Annotated in this window: 22 protein-coding genes; 12 read left to right on the forward strand and 10 right to left on the reverse strand. The window is 72.8% G+C overall.

Annotated features, from left to right (window positions below):
• Position 1: 1 nt before the first annotated feature.
• The 3 genes from ABZ780_RS05410 to ABZ780_RS05420 form a co-directional block, all read right to left on the reverse strand.
• On the reverse strand, positions 2-1222 hold the full coding sequence (locus ABZ780_RS05410) for a hypothetical protein (protein ID WP_357484452.1): 1221 nt from the start codon (positions 1220-1222) through the stop codon (positions 2-4).
• Positions 1223-1284: 62 nt separating this feature from the next.
• Positions 1285-2475: a GNAT family N-acetyltransferase gene (locus ABZ780_RS05415; RefSeq protein WP_357003744.1), complete on the reverse strand. Its 1191-nt coding sequence runs from the start codon at positions 2473-2475 to the stop codon at positions 1285-1287.
• 51 nt (positions 2476-2526) lie between these two features.
• Positions 2527-3246 (reverse strand): protein phosphatase 2C domain-containing protein, encoded by a 720-nt coding sequence (locus tag ABZ780_RS05420; RefSeq protein ID WP_357484454.1) that lies wholly within the window; start codon positions 3244-3246, stop codon positions 2527-2529.
• A gap of 78 nt (positions 3247-3324) precedes the next feature.
• Here ABZ780_RS05420 and ABZ780_RS05425 point away from each other — a divergent pair, with 78 nt between their 5' ends.
• Positions 3325-4398 (forward strand): LuxR C-terminal-related transcriptional regulator, encoded by a 1074-nt coding sequence (locus tag ABZ780_RS05425; RefSeq protein WP_357003750.1) that lies wholly within the window; start codon positions 3325-3327, stop codon positions 4396-4398.
• A 38-nt stretch (positions 4399-4436) separates the two neighbouring features.
• On the opposite strand, the gene ABZ780_RS05430 is transcribed toward ABZ780_RS05425, so the two are convergent.
• Positions 4437-4997: an XRE family transcriptional regulator gene (locus ABZ780_RS05430; RefSeq protein ID WP_357003753.1), complete on the reverse strand. Its 561-nt coding sequence runs from the start codon at positions 4995-4997 to the stop codon at positions 4437-4439.
• Positions 4998-5049: 52 nt separating this feature from the next.
• Between ABZ780_RS05430 and ABZ780_RS05435 the strand changes: the two genes are divergently transcribed.
• The gene (locus tag ABZ780_RS05435; RefSeq protein ID WP_357484458.1) at positions 5050-6336 is read left to right on the forward strand and encodes a benzoate/H(+) symporter BenE family transporter; all 1287 of its coding nucleotides are present in this window, start codon (positions 5050-5052) and stop codon (positions 6334-6336) included.
• Between the two features lie 155 nt (positions 6337-6491).
• Here the strand turns inward: ABZ780_RS05435 and ABZ780_RS05440 are convergent, their stop codons facing one another.
• From ABZ780_RS05440 to ABZ780_RS05455, 4 genes are all read right to left on the reverse strand, one after another.
• On the reverse strand, positions 6492-6884 hold the full coding sequence (locus tag ABZ780_RS05440; RefSeq protein ID WP_357003759.1) for a hypothetical protein: 393 nt from the start codon (positions 6882-6884) through the stop codon (positions 6492-6494).
• Between the two features lie 278 nt (positions 6885-7162).
• Positions 7163-7414 (reverse strand): hypothetical protein, encoded by a 252-nt coding sequence (locus ABZ780_RS05445; RefSeq protein WP_357003762.1) that lies wholly within the window; start codon positions 7412-7414, stop codon positions 7163-7165.
• 82 nt (positions 7415-7496) lie between these two features.
• Positions 7497-7970, reverse strand: coding sequence for a large conductance mechanosensitive channel protein MscL (gene mscL, locus ABZ780_RS05450; protein WP_357003765.1), 474 nt, complete (start codon positions 7968-7970; stop codon positions 7497-7499).
• A 40-nt stretch (positions 7971-8010) separates the two neighbouring features.
• A complete protein-coding gene (locus ABZ780_RS05455) occupies positions 8011-8703 on the reverse strand; it encodes a FadR/GntR family transcriptional regulator (RefSeq protein WP_357003767.1) in 693 nt (230 codons plus the stop codon).
• 50 nt (positions 8704-8753) lie between these two features.
• Here ABZ780_RS05455 and ABZ780_RS05460 point away from each other — a divergent pair, with 50 nt between their 5' ends.
• Complete coding sequence (locus tag ABZ780_RS05460; RefSeq protein ID WP_357484461.1) at positions 8754-10034, forward strand: MFS transporter; 1281 nt, start codon at positions 8754-8756, stop codon at positions 10032-10034.
• A 13-nt stretch (positions 10035-10047) separates the two neighbouring features.
• Here the strand turns inward: ABZ780_RS05460 and ABZ780_RS05465 are convergent, their stop codons facing one another.
• On the reverse strand, positions 10048-10404 hold the full coding sequence (locus ABZ780_RS05465) for an STAS domain-containing protein (RefSeq protein WP_088951054.1): 357 nt from the start codon (positions 10402-10404) through the stop codon (positions 10048-10050).
• A 165-nt stretch (positions 10405-10569) separates the two neighbouring features.
• On the opposite strand from ABZ780_RS05465, the gene ABZ780_RS05470 reads away from it, so the two are divergent.
• The 9 genes from ABZ780_RS05470 (at position 10570) to ABZ780_RS05510 (ending at position 19223) form a co-directional block, all read left to right on the forward strand.
• Complete coding sequence (locus tag ABZ780_RS05470) at positions 10570-11430, forward strand: STAS domain-containing protein (protein WP_357484464.1); 861 nt, start codon at positions 10570-10572, stop codon at positions 11428-11430.
• Entirely contained in the window at positions 11430-11840 is a 411-nt protein-coding gene (locus ABZ780_RS05475) for an STAS domain-containing protein (RefSeq protein ID WP_357484467.1), read from the forward strand. The genes ABZ780_RS05470 and ABZ780_RS05475 overlap by 1 nt, the downstream gene beginning before the upstream one ends.
• A complete protein-coding gene (locus ABZ780_RS05480) occupies positions 11837-12256 on the forward strand; it encodes an anti-sigma regulatory factor (RefSeq protein WP_357003780.1) in 420 nt (139 codons plus the stop codon). The genes ABZ780_RS05475 and ABZ780_RS05480 overlap by 4 nt, the downstream gene beginning before the upstream one ends.
• Positions 12253-13266: a SpoIIE family protein phosphatase gene (locus ABZ780_RS05485; RefSeq protein ID WP_357484470.1), complete on the forward strand. Its 1014-nt coding sequence runs from the start codon at positions 12253-12255 to the stop codon at positions 13264-13266. Before ABZ780_RS05480 ends, ABZ780_RS05485 begins: the two co-directional genes overlap by 4 nt.
• Entirely contained in the window at positions 13263-14624 is a 1362-nt protein-coding gene (locus tag ABZ780_RS05490) for an ATP-binding protein (protein ID WP_357003786.1), read from the forward strand. Before ABZ780_RS05485 ends, ABZ780_RS05490 begins: the two co-directional genes overlap by 4 nt.
• A 2-nt stretch (positions 14625-14626) precedes the next feature.
• The gene (locus ABZ780_RS05495) at positions 14627-16165 is read left to right on the forward strand and encodes a SpoIIE family protein phosphatase (protein ID WP_357484473.1); all 1539 of its coding nucleotides are present in this window, start codon (positions 14627-14629) and stop codon (positions 16163-16165) included.
• Positions 16166-16468: 303 nt separating this feature from the next.
• Positions 16469-17005: a PadR family transcriptional regulator gene (locus ABZ780_RS05500; RefSeq protein WP_357484477.1), complete on the forward strand. Its 537-nt coding sequence runs from the start codon at positions 16469-16471 to the stop codon at positions 17003-17005.
• Positions 17002-17703 carry an ABC transporter ATP-binding protein gene (locus ABZ780_RS05505; protein ID WP_357003796.1) on the forward strand — a complete coding sequence of 234 codons (702 nt, stop codon included), beginning with the start codon at positions 17002-17004 and terminating at the stop codon, positions 17701-17703. Before ABZ780_RS05500 ends, ABZ780_RS05505 begins: the two co-directional genes overlap by 4 nt.
• On the forward strand, positions 17700-19223 hold the full coding sequence (locus ABZ780_RS05510; protein ID WP_357484480.1) for an FtsX-like permease family protein: 1524 nt from the start codon (positions 17700-17702) through the stop codon (positions 19221-19223). Before ABZ780_RS05505 ends, ABZ780_RS05510 begins: the two co-directional genes overlap by 4 nt.
• 19 nt (positions 19224-19242) lie before the next feature.
• Here ABZ780_RS05510 and ABZ780_RS05515 read toward each other — a convergent pair whose 3' ends face one another.
• Positions 19243-19428: a hypothetical protein gene (locus tag ABZ780_RS05515; RefSeq protein ID WP_357484483.1), complete on the reverse strand. Its 186-nt coding sequence runs from the start codon at positions 19426-19428 to the stop codon at positions 19243-19245.
• Positions 19429-19509: the final 81 nt, after the last annotated feature.

Here is a 19509-nt window from a genome sequence, read left to right on the forward strand (position 1 = left end):
GTCAGGTCAGTTTCGCGTTCGTCAGGGTGGGGTTTCGGGCGCCCAGGAAGAAGATGCCGGGGTAGCCGCGAGTCTCGAACTTGCCGCTGGGGTTGCGGCGCAGGGTCGAGTTTTCGATCTTCATCGTGCCGGTGCGGTTGTTGCTGACGAAGAAGACCGCGCCGCCGCCCTCGTTGGCTTTGTTGTTCTCGATGATGGTGCCGGCGATCCGCACGGTAAACTCGTTGCCGTCGCAGTAGATCGCGCCGCCGCTGCCGCCGCCGGGCGTACCGGACTTGGCCGGGTTGGCGCCGTTGCCGATGGCCTTGTTGTCTCTGAGCAGGCTGTTCAGCACCACCCATGACACCCCGATGCTGCTCAGCGCCCCTCCGTTCGAGCAGGAACCGCCGCCGAAGGTGCTGCTCACGACGTACACCGGCTTGTTGTCGTACTGGCTGAGCACCCGGATGGCCGCGCCGCCCAGGTCGGGGCCGGTGCGGTCGCAGCGGTTGTCGACGAACCGCGAGTTGACGACCTTCAACCGCCCGCCGCGTACGAAGATGGCCCCGCCACCGCCGCCCTCGGCCTTGTCGCCGGTGGAGTTGCCGCCGGTGGAGTTGCCGCCGGCGAAGGTCAGGTTCTGCACGGTGAGCTGCGGGTGGTCCTGGTTCTGGCAGTGCGAGGTGGTCCAGCCCTGGGCGCTGTCGCAGGTGTTCATGTAGAGGATGCGGCGCTGCCCCTGGCCGCTCAACGTGACTCTGCCGCCGCCGTCGAGCACGACCTTCGGCCCATTGGCGTTGCGGACCTTGGCGGTGGCGGCCATCTTGATCGTCACCGGGGCGGGCCCACAGTCGAAGGTGATGACGCCGCCGGCCGCGACGGCCTTCACCACCGCCGCGGAGGTGCAGCTCGCCGGAGTGCCGGTGCCGATGGTCCGGGTCGGCTTCGAGGTGTCCACCGCACGTGCCTCCGCTGGCACGGTGGCGTTGCCGTTCGGGTTGCCCGCCGCGAGGGCCTTTCCGGCCGCAGGGGCGGTCGGCTTCGGGCTCGCGCTGGCACCCGGGCCGCCGAGACCGTCGCGGCCCGACGCGACGTCCTGGTCGCCGGTCACCAGGCCCGACGTGTCGGGCTGCGAGGCCGACGGCTGCGCGACGCCCGGTGCCGGGTCGTTGGACGCGCAGGCGGGCAGGGTCGCGGCGGCGACACCGAGGACGAGCAGAGCGGCAAGCGACGTCAGGCGCACCCCGTGATGCTAGGAGCCGCGACGGCGTCCGGACGAATCCGCCATGCCGTCTTAACCAGCTGCTAAAAGTCGGCGAAGAGGTACGGCACCCGACGCGGGAAGATGCCGCGCAGCTCGGCGGCGGCGTCCGCCGGTACGTCGCCCAGCCCGCGCAACGGCAGCTCGGCGGGGTCCAGCACCCCGTACGCCAAGGCGGAGAGCCCGGCGGCGGTGAGGGTGGCCGTGGGCACCTGCCCGGAGGTGTCGGCGGTCAGCTCCAACGCGCCGGTCGTACCGTCCAGCAGGTGGCTGCCGGCCAGCCACCGGTCCCCGGTCAGCTCGATCCGGACCCGGCCCGGGCCGGCGGGCAGCCCGCTGAGCGCGTCCAGGGTCAGCAGCCGGGCCATCGGGGCGGACGCGCCCGGCCGGCCCGCCCGCGCCTCGACGTGCACGTCCAGGTCGGTCAGCCACAGCTCCGGCAACTCGTCGGGCGGGACCTGGACGGTGACCCGGTCGACCTGATCGACGTGCCGGGCGAGGAACTGCAGCAGCAGCGCCCGCGCGAGCGGGTCGGTGAACAGCAGCTCGTTGCCGACGAGTGTGCCGCCGTGGCCGTCGATCCGGTACGTGAGCGCGCCGGTGACCTCGCCGTCCACCCGGGCCGTGAGCAGCCAGTACTCGTCCCGGTCGCGCAGGCCGACGTCCCGGTAGTCCGGGAAGATCGAAAAGCCGTGCCGTTCCGCCAGGCAGCGCTCGGTGAACGCACGCCACGCGGGATAGCCGGCGCGGATCCGCTCCCAGCCCACCTCGCCGGGCAGTTCGGCGCGGACCAGCGACCCCAGATCCGCCGGGGTGAACGTGACCGTACGCGGCTTGGGCAGCCCGGTGTAGCCGAACCGGGCGTAGAAGCTGGGCCGGAACGGGTAGAGCGCGCTGAGCACGTGCCCCTCGTCGCGCATCTCGTCGAGGAGTTGGTGCAACAGCCCTCGCACGTGCCCCCGCCGGCGGGCCAGCGGATGGGTGGCCACACCGGCGACGCCGGCCATCGGCAGCACCGCCCCGCGCAGGTTCTGCCGCATCCCGATGACCGAGGCGGCGGCCAGCGTCTCGCCGTCCTCCTCGACCACCAGCGTCGCGTTGCCCTGGTGGTAGGGCAGGTAGTCGCGGAACTCCTCGACCCGGGCGGCACCGAGCGGCGACGACTCGAAGGCGTACGCGGCCAGCGGGAAGCTGGTGGTGAGACGTTCGTCGGCGGTCACCCGTCGGATGGTCATCCGCCCATCCCAACCGGTGCCGGCATCCGCCGCAACCCGATTGGGCGCAGGTCAGCGGGTCGTGACGTCGGAGACCACTACCGTGACGTTGTCCGGGGCGCCGGCGTGGTGGGCGAGCTTCACCAACTGCTCGCCACACTGCTGGCGGTCGACGTACATGCCCAGCGTCGCCGCGATCGCCTCGTCCTCGACGTAGTCGGAGAGCCCGTCGCTGCACAGCAGCAGCCGGTCGCCGGGAACGACGGTGAGCACGCCGACCGCTGGTGGGGTGTCGGCACCCTGCACGGCCCGGGTCACCAGGGACCGCTGCGGATGGTGCCGAGCCTGCTCGGGGGAGAGCGTGCCCTGGTCGACGAGCGCCTGGACGAAGGTGTCGTCCCGGGTGAGCTGGGTCAGCTCCCCGTCGCGCAGCAGGTAACAGCGGGAGTCGCCGACCTGGGCCAGCACCAGCGTGTCGCCGGCCAGCAGCGCCGCGGTGAGCGTGGTGCCCATCCCCTCCCGAGCCGGGTCGACGGTGATGGCGGCGTGGATGCGCTGGTTGGCGGTGCTGACCACGGCACGCAGGGCGTCGGCGGCCCCGTCGGGGTCGGTGGGCGGGGCCAGCTCGTCCAGGATCCGGATCACGATCTCGCTCGCCACCTCACCCGCGGGCAGCCCGCCCATGCCGTCGGCGACGGCGATCAGGCGGTCACCGGCGAGGGCGGAGTCCTCGTTGTTGGTGCGAACCAGACCGATGTCGTTGAGGATGACCGAGCGGAGGATCAGCGTCATGGGGTCAAGCTTGCCAAGAACACCCCGCCTTCGTCTCTACGCACTACTGCGTAGGGTTGAGAAATGATGCCGGTGTCCATGGTTGGGCGCGTTGGCGAGCTCGCCGAGCTCGACCGGGCCTGGTCCGCCGTGGCGTCGCTGCGCCGCTCGGCGCCGACCGTCGCGGTGCTCACCGGCGTGGCGGGGGTGGGCAAGAGTCTGCTGGTCGCGGCCGCCGTGGACGCCTTCACCCCACGTCCCGCGCTGATCCTCTCCGGCGCCGCCCGGGTGCACGGCCCGGCCCCGTACGACTGGTTGGCGGCGGTGCTCACCGGTCGGGACACCAGCCGGCTCGGCCTGCCGTCGGACGCGCTGGCCTGGCTGGCCCAGCAGCCCACCGCACCCCGCGAGCGGTACGCGCCGGGCACCCTGCTGCGCCTCGCCGTGCGGACCGTCCAGTTGCTGGTCGGCGCCGGCCCGGCCGTGCTGGTCGTGGACGACCTCCACGCGCTCGACCCGGCCAGCGTCAATCTGGTCGGTGAGCTGGCCACCGTGGCCGACCTGCCGGCTCTGCTGGTGGTGGCGAGCCGACCGCCGGCCGACGCGGTGGCACCGGAGCTCACCCGCCGCGCGCTCGCCCGGCTCAGCGGCGTCCGCGGCGCCGTCCGCCAGCACCTCGGCCCGCTGCGCCCGGCCGAGGTCGCCGAGGTCCTGACCCAGGTGTACGCGGACAGCAACCCTTCGCGTCGGCTGGTCGCCTCGGTGTGGCGGTGCACCGGCGGCAACCCCTACGCGCTGACCGAGCTGCTGGCGGCGCACGCGGGGGAGGGGCCGGACGCGCTGCTCCGGCGGCTGCCCGGCCCGCGCCAGGCGGCAGCACCGGTCGATCCGGCGTCGGCGCTCGCCCCGCTCGCGCCGGTCGACGTGCCGTCCGACGTGCCGTTCGACGTGCCGCTCGACCCGGAGTTGACCGCCCGGGAGGTCGAGGTGCTGGGCTGCCTGGTCGCCGGCATGTCCAACAAGCAGGTCGCGAAGGCGCTCGGCATCTCGGTACGCACGGTCACCGTGCACGTGTCCAACCTGCTGCGCAAGACCGGCTCGGTGTCGCGTACCGAGGTGGCGCTCTGGGCGGTCCGACGCCGGCTGCCGGTGCCGACCCCGGTCGACGGCTGAGCCACCCTCGGCCGGTCTCGCGTCGGGCGGCCTTGGGCTCAGCGGCGCGGGTAGCGCAGCAGCAGGCTCGCGGCGACCTCCTCGTCGCCGACGGCCGTGTAGCTGTGTGGCACGTCGGAGACCCAGCGGAGGTGCCCGCCGGCCGGCACGGTCAGCGGCGCCTCGGCCGGGCCGGCGCGCAGCACGCCGGCGAAGACTGTGACGTGTTCGGTGACCCCCGGCTGGTGCGCGGGGGAGAGCTGCCCCGGGCCGGGCGCGACGCGCATCCGGTACAGCTCGTAGGTGGCGTCGGTGTCGGTGAACACCTCCAGCAGGGTGGCGGTGACCGCGGTGCCGTGCACGGTGGCTGCGGCGGCCGGCTCGGCCAGCACGGCGGTCAGCGGCACCCCGAGCTGTGCGGTGACCGCCCAGAGCGTCTCCAGGGTCGGGTTGCGGGTGCCGTGCTCCAGGCCGGAGAGGGTGGCCTTTCCGATGCCGGCGAGGCGGGCCAGTGTGGACAGCGAGATGCCCCGCTCCTCGCGCAGGGCACGGACCCGCCGGCCGACGATGGCGGGATCCACGTCGAGGCCCGGACGGCGGGCTGGTGGTGGGTGCGGCATCCGGCTATCGTGCTACACGCTGTCGTTCCGTAAACGGAACAGGAGGGGTGGGATGGCCGGTCGGGCTCAACCGTTGCTGGCCGGCGGGGTGGCTGCGCTGGTCGGCTTCGCCAGCTCGTTCACCGTCGTGCTGGCCGGGTTCCGCGCGGTGGGCGCGTCGGACGCGCAGGCGGCCTCCGGCCTGCTGGCCCTCTGCGTGGCGTGCGGGCTCGCTGCCGCCTGGCTGGGCTGGCGGCACCGGATACCGATGAGCGTGGCGTGGTCGACCCCGGGCGCGGCGCTGCTGGTGGCGACGGGGCCGCCGCCGGGCGGGTGGCCGGTCGCGGTGGGCGCGTTCCTCGTCGCCGGCCTGCTGATCGTCGCGGCCGGGTTGTTTCCGCCCCTCGGCCGGGCGGTTGCCGCCATCCCCAAGCCGGTGGCCGGCGCGATGCTCGCCGGTGTGCTGCTGCCGCTCTGCACCGCTCCGTTCCGCGCGCTGGTCGAGCTGCCCACGGTGGCCGGCCCGGTGGTGGTCGGCTGGCTGCTGCTGCACCGGTTCGCCCGCCGCTGGGCGGTGCCGGGCGCGCTGCTGGTGGCGGTGGCGGCGATCGCGCTGACCGCACCGCCGGCCGGTCTGACCGGGGTCACGCTCATCCCGTCGGTAACCCTCACCGCGCCGGCCTGGAACGCGTCCGCGCTGGTCGGGCTCGCCCTCCCGCTGTTCCTGGTCACCATGGCCGCGCAGAACGTACCCGGCATGGCGGTGCTGGTCGGCTACGGCTACCGACCGCCGTTCGGCGCCGCGCTGCGGGCCACCGGGCTGGCCAGCCTGCTGGCCGCACCGGCCGGCGGGCACGGCGTGAACCTCGCGGCGATCACGGCCGCGCTCGCCGCCGCCCCCGACGCGCATCCGGACCCCGAGCGCCGGTGGATCGCCTCGGTCACCGCCGGCATCGGGTTGGCCCTGCTCGGGCTGGGCGCCGGCGTGGCCACCGCGCTGGTCGCGGTCGCCCCGCCGATCCTCATCGAGGCGGTCGCCGGGCTGGCCCTGCTCGGCGCGCTCGGCACCGCGCTCGCCTCGGCGGTCGCCTCGGCGGTGGCCGAGCCAGCGACGCGGGAGGCCGCCGTGGTCACCTTCGTGGTGACCGCCTCCGAGGTGACGCTGATCGGCGTGGGCGGCGCGTTCTGGGGCCTGGTCGCCGGCTGCCTGATGCTGCTGCTCTTCCACCGCCGCCGCCCCGCCGAGCCCACCGAGCCTGCCGCTCCCACCGAGCCTGCCGCGACTGCGGCCCCGGAGAGACCCACACGAGATCGGCGAAGTGGGGCTGTCCCCGTCGACCGGGCACCGCAACACCATTGATCCACTCCAGGTCGCCGACATGGCGGTATCCAAGCTCCGAGACACCCCCACATCGCCGACATGGAGTCGATCACCGGCCCGGCCCGGCCCGGCCCGGCTCGGCGCGGCTCGGCGCGGCTCGGCTCCGCCCGGCTCGGCGGGGGCCTGCGGGGGGCCTACTCCTCGGGCGGGAGGTCGGCCACGCCGACCGTGAGGCGTACCCGGCCGTCCGCGACGGTGGCGATCCGGTCGGCCGGGACGTACACGGCGCCGACCTGGGTCGACTCCGTGGAGACCTTCAGGTAACCGCTGTGCAGCAGTCGCGCCGCCAGGTCGGCCGGAACGTCCGGCTCCTCCACGGCGGTCGCCTCGATCAACTCGTTCAGGCTGCCGCCCGGGTCGGCGGGCGTGCCGTGGGGGTCGGTGGTCGGCGACTGCACGGTCACCGCGTTCGGGTCACCCCGCTGGACGAGGTCCACGGTGCCGACCTCGGTGCCGGCGACGTCGATCACCGGCATTCCGGTGGTGATCCGCGAGATGGTCGCCTGCTGCTCGTCCTGCTGGTCCATCTCTTCGCGGTTCCCGGCGTGATACGCCGCTAAACGCCGTCGCCGCCCCCGCCGCCCGGCCGGCCGGCCCGGCAGCCCGCAGCGGCTGTCCGACCGGCAGTGGCTGTCTGACCGGCAGTGGCTGTCTGACCGGCAGTGGCTGCCCGACCGGCAGCGGGGGCACGAGGGGCCGATCGGTCCGTAGAGCGTGATGTCTCTGCGACATAAATATGTCGCAGAGACATCACTGCCGAACGCGGTACCGCCTCCGGAGCCTGGAGCAGCCGTGGCGGTGCCGTTCAGTTGTTCGGGAGGGTCCAGCCGCCGGGCGGACGCGGGGACAACTCCCGCCAGGTGTCCGGGCCGTCGAGCAGCGCCCGGACAGTCTCCTCGGCCTCGTCCGCACTGCCGTACTCGTAGAACTTGGAGATGCCCTCGGCGCCGCCGGCCCGCTGCTCGACGTGCCACCGGTCGGCGTCCACCCGCAGGAAGACGTCCCGCCGGGCCAGCCGCCCCCATTTCCCGTTCCACCAGTGCTTTCGCTGCTCCATGGCGGGACTCTATCGAACACACGTACGAGAAGATGCGGCCCCTGCGGGATTCCCGCAGGGGCCGATGTGCATCCGTTCGCGGTCAGCGCGGCGCCGGCGGCTCGGTGCGGCGGCCCAGCACGTCGTCCAGTGCCCCGCGCTGCTGGCCCGGCGTGGTGTGGCCGGCGGAGACCAGCGCGTCCCGAATCTCGGTGAGCAGCTTGACCTCCTCGCTCGGCGCGGCCGGCGGCGGCTCCTCGCCGCGCTTGCGCCGCTCGGCGAGCCGGTTCATCGGGTAGACGACCAGGAAGTAGAGGGCCGCTGCGGTGAGCAGGAAGGTGATCACCGCGTTGACGAAGCTGATCCAGTCGAACGCGACGCCGCGGATCGTCCAGGCGGCACCCTCGAGGCCGTTGTCCTTGCCGGTGATCAACAGCACGAACAGCGCGATCAACGGCTTGAGGAACGCGTTGGTCAGCGACGTGACCACTGTCGTGAACGCGGCGCCGATGACGACACCGACCGCCAGGTCGACGACGTTGCCGCGCATGATGAAGTCTTTGAAGCCCTTGAGCATCCGTACTCCTGAGGTGTCCCGGTTTTCTGTCGCCGACAACCTATGCCCCTGCGGCGGGCTCCAGAAAAGCGCCGGCTTCGATCGCTGCCCGGCCCGGATCGCCGGCCCGGATCGCGTCGACCAGCCGGGTGTGGTCGACGTAACGCTCGGGGGTGAGGGCGTCCCCCATCGCCTGGGCGACGGTGCTGCGCAGGGCGGTGCCGACCGAGGCGTACAGCTCGGCGAGCATGGCGTTGTGCGCGGCGGCGACCACCACGGTGTGCAGGGCCGCGTCGGCCTCGACGAACGCGTCGACCCGGCCACCGCGCCAGGCCGCCTCGCGCTCGGCGAGCGCGCCGTCGAGCGCCGCCAGGTCGGCTGGGGTACGCCGCAGCGCGGCGAGCCGGGCGGCCTCCACCTCGAAGGCGCGCCGCACCTCGATGACCTCGGTCATCCGGTCGTCGCCGAGTTGGCGGGCCACCACCGGCGCCAGTTCGTCGGTGGACACCACGTACGTGCCGGAGCCCTGCCGGCATTCCAGCACCCCGGCGTGCTGGAGGGCGCGGACGGCCTCGCGGATCGTGTTGCGCCCGACGCCCAGCGCGGCGACCAACTGTGGCTCGGTGGGGATGCGACCGCCCACCGGCCACTCGCCGCCCAGGATCCGGGACCGGAGCTGCTCGATGGTCTGACGGACCCGGTGCCCGCGAGGCGGCACCGGTGGCGCTGCGGGGGAATCGACTGAGGGTGGCACTGGTTACATCACCGGTCCCGAATTCATCCCATGATTGTAGGTTAGAGGTCATGACCCCGCCACCTACCGCCGCTCCGGCGCTGCCCGCCCCCATCGCCGTCGATCCCCCCAAGACGGGCGACACCCGCGCGGGCCGCCGGATCCACCCGGCGACCGGGGGCGCGCTCGTCCTGGTCGGAATGCTCTTGGTGGCGGTCAACCTGCGCGCCGCAGTCACCAGCCTCGGCGCCCTGCTCGACGAGATCCGCGACGGGCTGGGGCTGACCGGGGTCACCGCCGGCCTGGTCACCACCCTGCCGACCATCGCGTTCGCCGGCCTCGGCGCGCTCACCCCGTGGCTGGTCCGCCGGGTGGCGCCGGCCCGGGTGCTGGTCGTCGCCATGTTCGCCCTGGCCGCCGGTCAGGTGCTGCGGGTCCTCACCGACTCGACCTGGGTCTTCGTCCTCACCAGCGCGCTGGCGCTGTCCGGCATCGCGGTGGCGAACATCCTGCTGCCGATGCTGGTCAAGCAGCACTTCCCGCACCGCACCGGCCTGGTCACCGGGGCGTACACGATGGCGCTGACCGTGGGCACGACGGTGGCCGCGGCGACCGCGGTGCCGATCGCGCACGCCTTCGGGTCGTGGCGGGCCGGGCTGGGCATCTGGGCCGCGCTCGCCGCGGTGGCCGTACTCCCGTGGGTGCCGCTGGCGCTGCGAGCCCGAGCGAGCGCGCGGCGGGCGACCCCGACGGCGACCCCCACCGCGCCGTCCCGGATCCGGCCGGCGCGGACCCGGCTGGGCTGGGCGATGGCCATCTACTTCGGGGCACAGTCACTGAGCGGGTACGCGATCATGGGCTGGCTGGCCCAGCTGTTCCGGGACGCCGGCTACCAGCCGGAGTCGGCCGGGCTGCTGCTCGCCGGGGTGACCGCACTCGGCGTGCCGATCGCGCTGCTGATGCCCACCGTGGCCGGCCGGCTGGCCACCCTGCGCCCGCTGGTGCTCGGGCTGACCGCCGCGTCGACGCTGGGCTACCTCGGGCTGGCGGTCGCCCCGCACGGCGCCGCGCTGCTCTGGGTGGCCCTGCTGGCGATCGGCCAGGGGGCGTTCCCGCTGATCCTGACCGCCATCGGCCTGCGCTCCCGCACCGCCGAGGGCACCGTCGCGCTCTCCGCGTTCGCGCAGAGCACCGGGTACGTGATCGCCGCCCTCGGCCCGCTGATGGTCGGCATCCTCTACGAGGTCACCGGCGGCTGGACGGCCCCGATCGGGTTCCTGCTGGGCGCCCTCGCCGTGCAGACGGCAGCGGGCATGGCGATCGCCCGTCCCCGCTACGTCGAGGACGAGTGAGCAGCGGCAGCGGTCAGGAGGAGGCGGGCGTCGGTTCGCCGGCGACTGCCTCATCCACCGTCGGGTAGGTGTGCAGCACCTCGACCAGCCCGCTCACCTCGAGGATGCGCAGCACACCCCGCTGGGGTGCGGCCAGCCGCACCACGCCACCGGCCTCGTCGCAGCTGTTCTTGGCGCGAACGAAGACCGACAGACCGGTCGAGTCGCAGAACGAGACATCCGCCAGGTCGAACACCAGCCGGCTACGGCCCTTGTCGAGCAGGTCGGTGATCTGGTCCTGCAACTGCGGTGCGGTTGCCATGTCCAGTTCGCCCGCGACCGACACGACGACCACGTCGCCGCGTTGTTCCGTGTGCACTGTCAAGGACATACGCCAGAACCTCCTGTTATCGGGGGAACGGTATCCCACGACCGGGGTCGTACGCAGATCGGGAGCCAGGATCCGGTGGCCGTCATCATTCTGTTGCTACGCAGCAAGTAGCTTGACGGCCCCCGGTGATAGAGTCCGGCCGGTCCAGGTCAAGGGGGTTTCGCAATGGCGTTGAACGCCGAGGAAAGTGGTCGGCTCGCCGCGCTGCTCGGCGGGCACGCCGAGCGGGTCACGCAGCGGTGGACCGAGATCATTGCCGGTTCGCTGCGCGGTCGGCTGAGTCAGGCCGAGCTGCGCCGGCAGGTGCAGGATCTGCACCACGCCATCGTCACCACCGGTGAGCAGGGCGCCATCGACCTGTCCGCCGACAACACTGCCGAACTGCGCGCCGCGCTCTCCGAGCTGTCCCGTGGCAGGGCCCGGCAGGGGTTCTCCGCCACCGAGACCGCGATCAGCGTCTTCGCGCTCAAGGACGTGCTGGCCCGGCTCATCGAGGAGGCCGGCGGCGACGACAAGTTGCGCGACTACGTCGCCTTCTCCGGGCTGGTCGACGAGATGGGCCTGTTCACCTTCGAGAGCTTCGTCCGCACCCGGGAGAGCCTGATCGCCGATCAGGCCGAGCAGTTGCTCGAACTCTCCACGCCGGTGGTCAAGCTCTGGGAGGGCGTGGTCGCCGTCCCGCTGGTCGGCACCCTGGACTCCGCCCGCGCCCAGGTGGTGATGGAGCGCCTGTTGCAGACCCTGGTCGACACGGGCTCCCCGTACGCGATCATCGACATCACCGGCGTCCCGGCGGTGGACACCCAGGTCGCCCAGCACATCCTGAAGACCGTGGTGGCCGCCCGCCTGATGGGCGCCGACTGCATCATCTCCGGCATCCGCCCGCAGATCGCGCAGACCATCGTCGCCCTCGGCATCGAGTTCGGGGACATCGCCACCAAGGCGAGCCTCGCCGACGCGCTGCGCCACGTGCTGCGGCTCAACGGGGTGGAGACCGCCCGCCGTCAGTCACGCCGGGACGCCTGATGGAACGCGTGCCGATCCTCAAGATCGGCGACATCCTGCTGGTCTCCATCCAGCTCGACATGTCCGACCAGACGGCGGTCCAGCTCCAGGAGGATCTCGCCGAGCGGATCGTGGCCACCGGCTGCCACGGCGTCATCATCGACATCACCGCGCTGGACATCGTCGACTCCTTCGTCGGGCGGATGCTCTCCACCATCGCGTCGATCTCCAAGGTGCTCGACGCGGAGACGGTGGTGGTCGGGATGCGCCCAGCCGTCGCCATCACCCTGGTCGAGCTGGGGCTGTCGTTGAACGGCATCCGTACCGCTCTGAACGTCGAGCGGGGCATGGAGCTGATCGCGGCGGCTCGCGGCGATGAGCTAGACGACCAGCTTGACGACGACCCGGACGCCGAGACGGCCCGGCTGTGACCGCGGGCATCGACGTGGGCCACCCGCAGGCGCAGTCGATCCAGGGCGATGAGGACGTGGTCCGCGTCCGACAGTTGGTCCGCGCCGTGGCGGTGGCGGTCAAGCTGTCCCTGGTCGACCAGACCAAGGTGGTCACCGCGGCGAGCGAGCTGGCCCGCAACACCCTGGTGTACGGCGGTGGTGGCTCCGTCGAGGTGACCATCGTGGACAACGGCCGACGTAAGGGCGTACGGATCGTCTTCGCCGACTCCGGGCCCGGCATCGCCGATCTCGACCTGGCCCTGACCGACGGCTACACCACCGGCGGCGGCCTCGGCCTCGGGCTCAGCGGGTCTCGACGGCTGGTTGACGATTTCGAGATCGAGACGTCTCCGGAAACCGGCACGCGCATCACGGTCACCAAGTGGTCCCGGTGAACGGGGACCCGATCACCGACAGCGGCCTCTGGTTCCGGGTGGAGGCCAGCAGCACGGCCAGCGCCGTACGCCGTGCCGCCGAACGCCTGGGCGCACAGCTGGAGATGGCTCCGGCGCGCATCGCCGACCTGGCCATCGTCGCGGCCGAGCTGACCAGCAACCTCGTCAAGCACGCCGACGAGGGCACCCTGCTGCTCCGGCCGGTGCGCCGTGCCGGAGAGGCCGGCGTGGAGTTGGTGGCCATCGACTCCGGGCCCGGCATGGCCGACCTGACCGTCTCGTCCCAGGACGGGCACTCCACCACCGGCACGCTCGGCATCGGCCTCGGCGCCATCGTCCGGCAGGCCAGCTGGTTCGACGCGTACTCCCTGCCAGGTCGGGGCACCGTCCTCGCCGTGCAGGTCTGGCCGGCGGCGCCGGCCCGACCGTCCTGGGCCGGCGCCCTCACCCGGCCGCTGACCGGCGAGACGGTCAGTGGCGACGGGTACGCCGTCCGGGTCGCCGACGGGCGGCACCAGGTGCTGGTCAGCGACGGCCTCGGGCACGGCCCCCTGGCCGCCGCCGCGACCGAGGCGGCGCTCGCCGCGTTCCGTGACGCGCCGGCCAGTCCACCCGCGGCGGTGGTCAGCCACCTGCACCGATCCATGTCGTACACCCGAGGCGCGGCGCTGGCGGTGGCCGAGTTGGTGCCCGAGGAGGGCGTGCTGCACTACGCCGGCCTGGGCAACATCGCCGGAATGGTCGTCGAGGGCAACGGTCAGCGTCGTGGGCTGGTGTCGCTGCCCGGTATCGCCGGGCACCAACGCCCCACGGTCCGGGGCTACGACTATCCGTTCGGTCCCGGCGCGCTGCTGGTGATGCACAGCGACGGCGTGGTCGACCGCTGGCGGATGACCGACTACCCCGATATCGCCGAACGGTCCCCGCTCGTGGTGGCGGCGACCCTGCTGCGCGACGCCGGGATACGCCGTGACGACGCCTGCGTTCTGGTCGCGAGGTCCTGGACATGAGCGGGGCGTCGGCCGGGCTGCCGCTGTTGCAGATGACGCTGCGGGTCGAGCAGGACATCTTCGTGATCCGTCAGCGGGGCCGGGAGGTCGCCGCGGTGGTGGGTCTGGAACACCAGGACCAGGTCCGGATCGCCACCGCGCTCAGCGAGGTCGCCCGGGACCTGCTCCGCGCGTGCGGTGGCGCGGACGTGTCCTTCGACATCGACGCCGGCGCCGACGGCCGGTTCCACCTGCGCGCCGACCTCGCCCCGGTGACCCCCCTGCCCGACGGCAGATACGAGCCGCAGTCCGGTGCGGTGTCCCGACTGGTCGACAGACTGAGCGCGGCGACCGTCGAGGGGGTTACGGTCGTGAGGATGTCCCGACGAGTCCCGGCCAACGCGCCGACGCCGACCCCGGAGCGCCTCGCCGAGTTCCGTGCCGAACTCGGTCTGAGCGCGCCGAGTAGCGCGCTGGACGAGCTGACCGTGCAGAACGGGCAGCTCATCGCGGCTCTCGACGAGGTACGCAGCCAGCGCGACGAGCTGGCCGTCCTGAACGACGAGCTGGCGGAGACCAACCGCGGCGTGCTGGCGCTCTACAACCAGCTCACCGAGGAGCTGGAGGAGACCAACCGGGGAGTCGTCGCCCTCTACGCCGAGCTGGACGAGAAGTCGGCCCAGCTGCGCGCGGCGAGCGAGTCGAAGAGCCGGTTCCTGGCGAACGTGAGCCATGAGCTGCGCGCCCCGGTCACCGCGATCATCGGGTTGGGGCGGCTGCTCTCCGACTCCGCCTCCGACCCGCTCACCGCCGAGCAGGCCCGTCAGGTCGGTCTGATCCGTTCCTCGGCGGCCGACCTGCTCGGGCTGGTCAACGAGCTGCTGGATCTGGCCAAGGCGGAGTCCGGCCGGATCGAGCCCGACTGGGCGGACATCGATCTGCGCCCGGTCTTCGGGCAACTGCGCGGTACGCTGCGCGCCCTGGCCACCAGGCCAGAGGTCGAGTTGGTGGTGGAGGAGCCGGTCGCGCCAGCCGTCCTGCGTACCGACGAGGTGCTGCTCGGCCAGGTGCTGCGCAACCTGCTGCACAACGGGCTGAAGTTCACCGAGCGCGGCGAGGTGCGGCTGCGAGCCCAGCGGCGTGACGACCGGTGGATCTTCGAGGTCAGCGACACCGGCCCGGGCATCGCCCCCGAGCTGCACGATCGGATCTTCGAGGAGTTCTACCAGGTGCCGGGCGCCACCCGGGTCGGCGGCACCGGCCTCGGCCTGCCGTACGCCCGGCGGTTGGCGACCCTGCTCGGGGGGACGCTCGAGCTGACCAGCGAACCGGGCCGGGGCAGCACCTTCACGGTTTCGCTCCCCACCGGCGGAGTGTGACGGTGGACGGCGGGCCGGCGACCGTCCTGGTGGTCGATGACAGCCGTACCAAGCGGTACCTGCTCGTCAGCTGGCTGACCCGGGCCGGGTTCACCGTGCTGGAGGCGGAGAACGGCGGGGACGCGCTCGCCCGGGTCGACACGGACCGGATCGACCTGGTGGTGCTCGACGTACGGCTGCCCGACCTGAGCGGCTACGAGGTGTGCGAGCGGATCAAGGCTGCGCATCCCGCGATGCCGGTGATCCACGTGTCCGCGCACGCCGTGGACGTGGCCGACCGCGCCCAGGGGTTGACCCGAGGTGCGGACGCCTACCTCACCGAGCCGATCGAGCCGGAAGAGTTGATCGCCACCACCCGCGCGGTGCTGCGCTACTACCGGGCCCGGCAGCGCGCCGAACTGCTCGCCGAGCGGCTGCTCGGGCTCGCCGACACGACCGTGGCGGTGCACGCCGCGCCGGACTTCACGCGGCTGCTCGAAGTCGCAGCGGCGGGCGCTGCGGAGATCTTCAAGAGCCCGGCGGCGGTGATCGCCGAGACGTTCGACGGCGACTGCCTCGCCGGGATCTGCACCGGCCCGGGTGCTGAGGCGGCGGTCGTGCCGTGGGTCGTCGACGACACCGGGGTCCGGACCGGCGCCACGGTCCGGGTGGAGGCTCCGACGAACTGGGCGCTGCTCGACTGGCCGGCCGACGACTCGGTGACGGTGGCCGCTGCCCGGCTGCGGGAGGACCGCGCCCCGCTGTACGTGGTGGTCCCGACCGCCACCCAGACCGCCCGGACCCCGGTGCTCGTGCAGCTCGCCCAGGCGGTGGCGGCGGCGGTGGAGGCGCAGCGCTCGTTCGACGAGGAGCACCGCATCGCCGTCACTCTCCAACGCAGCCTGCTCCCGCGCCGGCTGCCCGAGGTGGCCGGGCTGGATCTCGCGGTGCGTTACGAGCCGGCGAGCGCGCAGACCGAGGTGGGCGGTGACTTCTACGAGCTGGTGATGCTCGACGGGCATCTCCTGCTGGCGATCGGCGATGTGGCAGGCCACTCGCTGCACGCGGCCACCGTGATGGCCGAGCTGCGGCACGCCGTGCGGGCGTACGCGGTCGAGGGGCACCAGCCCGGCGAGATCCTGCACCGGGTCAACGAGTTGATGCGGACCCTGTTGCCGAACGAGCTGGCCACGCTCTGCGTGCTGCTGCTGCACCCGCCGACCGGGCGGGTCCGGCTGGCCAGCGCCGGCCATCTGCCGCCGGTGCTCACCATGGACGGCAAGATCGAGTTCGTGCAGCACTCGGCGCCGCTGCTCGGCGTCCGCGCGCCCCGCCCGGCCGACCTGGAGTTCGTGCTGCCCGCCGGGGCCACGCTGGTGTTCTACACCGACGGGTTGATCGAGCGCCGGGACGCCACCATCGACGAGGGAATGGCCGCGCTCGCCGCGGTGGTGGGCACGGTGGACGAGGATCTGGACCGGTTCTGTGGTCGGCTGCTGGCGGAGCTCGCCCCGACGAAGATCCACGACGACGTGGCAGTGGTCGTCCTGCGCCGCCGCTGAGTCGACGCCACTGGACCGACCGGGCGTACGCGGCAAGTGACACAACGGCCGCCCGCTCGACGGCGCTGAAGCCGGTGGCGGTGGTCGACGGCCCGCAAGATGGGCGTCCTCGCCGACCCGACGCCCACCGCCGCCAACGCGCCCAACCTCCACCCCACCCACCGACCATTCGCGTGATCATGAAGTTATTGCCCGCCGCATCGGCGCGTCGCGGCAATAACTTCATGATCACCGGGGGCCAGGGTGGGGGGTGGGTGTGGGGGGTGGTTGACAGGGGTATTCGCTGAGTGAATAGTGGTTGGGGTGTCGACGCCCCACGTTCTGCTCGGGTTGCTCGCCGGGGGCAGTCGGCACGGATACGAGCTCAAGCGGGCGCACGACGAGCGGCTGCCCCGGGCTCGGCCGCTGGCCTTCGGGCAGGTCTACGCGACCCTTGGCCGTCTCGAACGCGACGGCCTGGTCGCCGCCGCCGGCCAGGACCGGGCGTCCGGTCCGGACCGCACGGCGTACGCGTTGACCGGCGAGGGGCGGTCCACCCTGGATGTCTGGCTCTCCACCGTGGAGACCCCGATGCCGTACGTGGCCAGCACGCTCTTCACCAAGGTCATGGTGGCGCTGCTGGTCGCCGACGTCGACCGGGCCCGGTCGTACCTGATCGCCCAGCGCTCCGCGCACACCGCCCGGCTGCGTGAGCTGACCTCGGTCAAGACCGACCCGGCCGCCACGCTCAGCGACGTGATCGCCGTCGACTTCGCCATCGCCCACCTCGACGCGGACCTGCGGTGGTTGCACACCACCCTGGGCCGGGTCGCCGACTGGCACCGGGAGGTGCATCCGTGACGCAGCTCCAGGCTCGCGGCGTGGTTCGCTCGTACGGCCCATCGCCCGCCCTGCGTGGCGTGACACTCGACGTGGCCGAGGGCGAGATCGTCGCGGTCACCGGTCCGAGTGGTTGCGGCAAGTCGACCCTGTTGCACTGCCTGGCGGGGATCCTCCGGCCGGACGCGGGCGAGGTCACCTGGCGCGGCCAACGGATCGACACCTGGTCGGAGGCGGACCGGTCCCGGTTGCGCCGCACCGAGTTCGGGGTGTTGTTCCAGTTCGGTCAGCTGGTCGCCGAGTTGACCGCTGCCGAGAACGTCGGACTTCCGCTGCTCCTCGCCGGCACGGGGCGGCGAGAGGCGCGGACGGCGGCACTCACCTGGCTGGAGCGGTTCGGCGTGGCCGATCTGGCTGAGCTCCGGCCAGGTGAGATGTCCGGCGGTCAGCAGCAGCGCTGCGCAACCGCACGGGCGCTGGTCACCGAGCCTCAGGTGCTCTTCGCCGACGAGCCGACCGGCGCGCTGGACACGCTCACCGGTGAGCAGGTGCTCACCCAGTTGGTCCGGCTCGCCCGCGAGCAACGCACCTCCGTCGTGCTGGTCACCCATGAGCCGCGGATCGCCGCGTACGCCGATCGGGAGATCGTGCTGCGCGACGGCCTGGTGGACCACACCGGTCTGGGCCTCGACCTGCCGGTGGTCGGCGGCCAGCGGTGAGGCCTGCGACGCTGGTCCGGCTGGCGCTGGCGGGAAATCGCACCGACACGACCCGGGTGGTGCTCACCGCTCTCAGTGCTCTGCTGGCGACCCTGGCCGGGCTGGCGGCGCTCACCGTGCTGGCCATCCCGAAACCCGCCGGTGACGCCTACGTGCAGTCCGAGCAGTACCGCAACGCGTTGCTGCGGGAGCCGGGGCTGCGCGGTGGGACGGTGTTCGCGCTGCTCATGCTGGCCATTCCGGTGCTGGCGCTGGCCGGCCAGTGTGCCCGGCTCGGCGCACCGGCCCGGGACCGGCGGCTGGCCGCGCTCCGGCTGGCTGGCGCCACCCCGGGTCAGGTGACGCGCCTGGCAGTGCTGGAGACCGGCCTGGCGAGCCTGCTCGGCACGCTCGCCGGGTTGGGTGTCTATCTCGGCGGCCGGGAGGTGCTGCACCGGCCGGACGCGCAGGGCCGGTTGGCGCTGCCCACCGATGTGCTGCCGTCGACCGGCCCGCTGGTCGCGGTGGTGCTGGGCCTGCCGGTGATCGCGGCACTGGCGACGGCCGTGATGCTGCGTACGGTCACCACCAGCCCGCTCGGGGTGAGCCGCAAGGTCGCCCGGGTGCGTGGTCCGCGTCCGTGGGCGGGACTGCTGATCGGGCTGGGGGTGCTCTCCTTCGCCGCGGTCCCTCCCGTGGCGTACCGCTTCAGCGGCAACGAGCTGCTGCTGCGCTGGCTGGTACCGCTGCTGTACACGGCGGGCGGCCTGGTGGCGATGGTCGGGGTGGTGATCGGCACGGGCTGGATCTCGTACACCTGCGGGCGGTTGCTGCGTCAGCACGCCCGCCGCGCACCGGCGCTGCTCGCGGCGGGACGGCTGATGGCCGACCCGTGGGCGGGCAGCCGTACGCTCGCGGCGCTGCTGTCCGCCGTGATCTTCGGGGCCGGCGCGGCAGCGCTGCGCGCCTACTTCGTCGCCCGGGACACGCTCGAACGGGAGCAGAACCTGCGCGCCGGCGTGGACGAGGGCTCCGACCCGTTCTACCTGTCGACCATGGATCTGGTCGACGCCGCGGTGGCGGTGGCGGTGCTGATCGCGGCCGGCGGGCTGGTCGTCGCACTGGTCGAGGGCATCGTCGCCCGTCGACGGGCCTACGCCGCGCTGGTCGCCACCGGGGTGCCCCGCGGCACGCTGAGCCGCTCCGTGGCCTGGCAGGCCCTCGCGCCGGCGGTGCCGGCGATCCTGCTCGCGCTCAGCGTGGGAGCGATGGTCGGCCGAGGGTCCTTTCCGACGGTGGCGAGCGGAGACTCGTCGGCGGAGGTCTGCGAGGCCACGGCGGCGCTCTGCAGCGATCCGGCCACCCGTGGGCAGTACACCCGGGTGGTGCACACCGCCGGTGTCGAGCGCGCTGTCGCCGTACCCCTGGAGCACCTGGCCTGGCTCGGTGCCGGCGCGTTGGCGGCGGTGCTGGTGACGGTCGGTGTCGGCCTGCTCTTCCTGCGCGTGAGCATCGCGGTGGACGAGCTGCGCACGACGTGAGCCGAGGCGACCCGGGCGGTCAGGTCGAGAGCAGGCTGGCGGAGAGCGCGACAAGCGTGCCGACGACGGCCGAGCAGCAGCAGACCAGGAGGCCGGCTACCACCGCGAGGATCAGCCACACCCGGCGGTCACGGGCCACGGCCGCGATGGTCGGCCGGCGGACCTCCTCGGCCGGTCCGTCGTCGCCCTGCGTAACCCCGGTCACCCTGGCAGTCTAGGCCCGACCTGCCGGCGTGATCGCGCTCGATCCTGGATGCGGTGGGCTCCCCGGGCCGTCGAGGGGCCC

The sequence above is a fragment of the Micromonospora sp. NPDC047467 genome (assembly GCF_040643095.1).
Lineage (GTDB): Bacteria > Actinomycetota > Actinomycetes > Mycobacteriales > Micromonosporaceae > Micromonospora.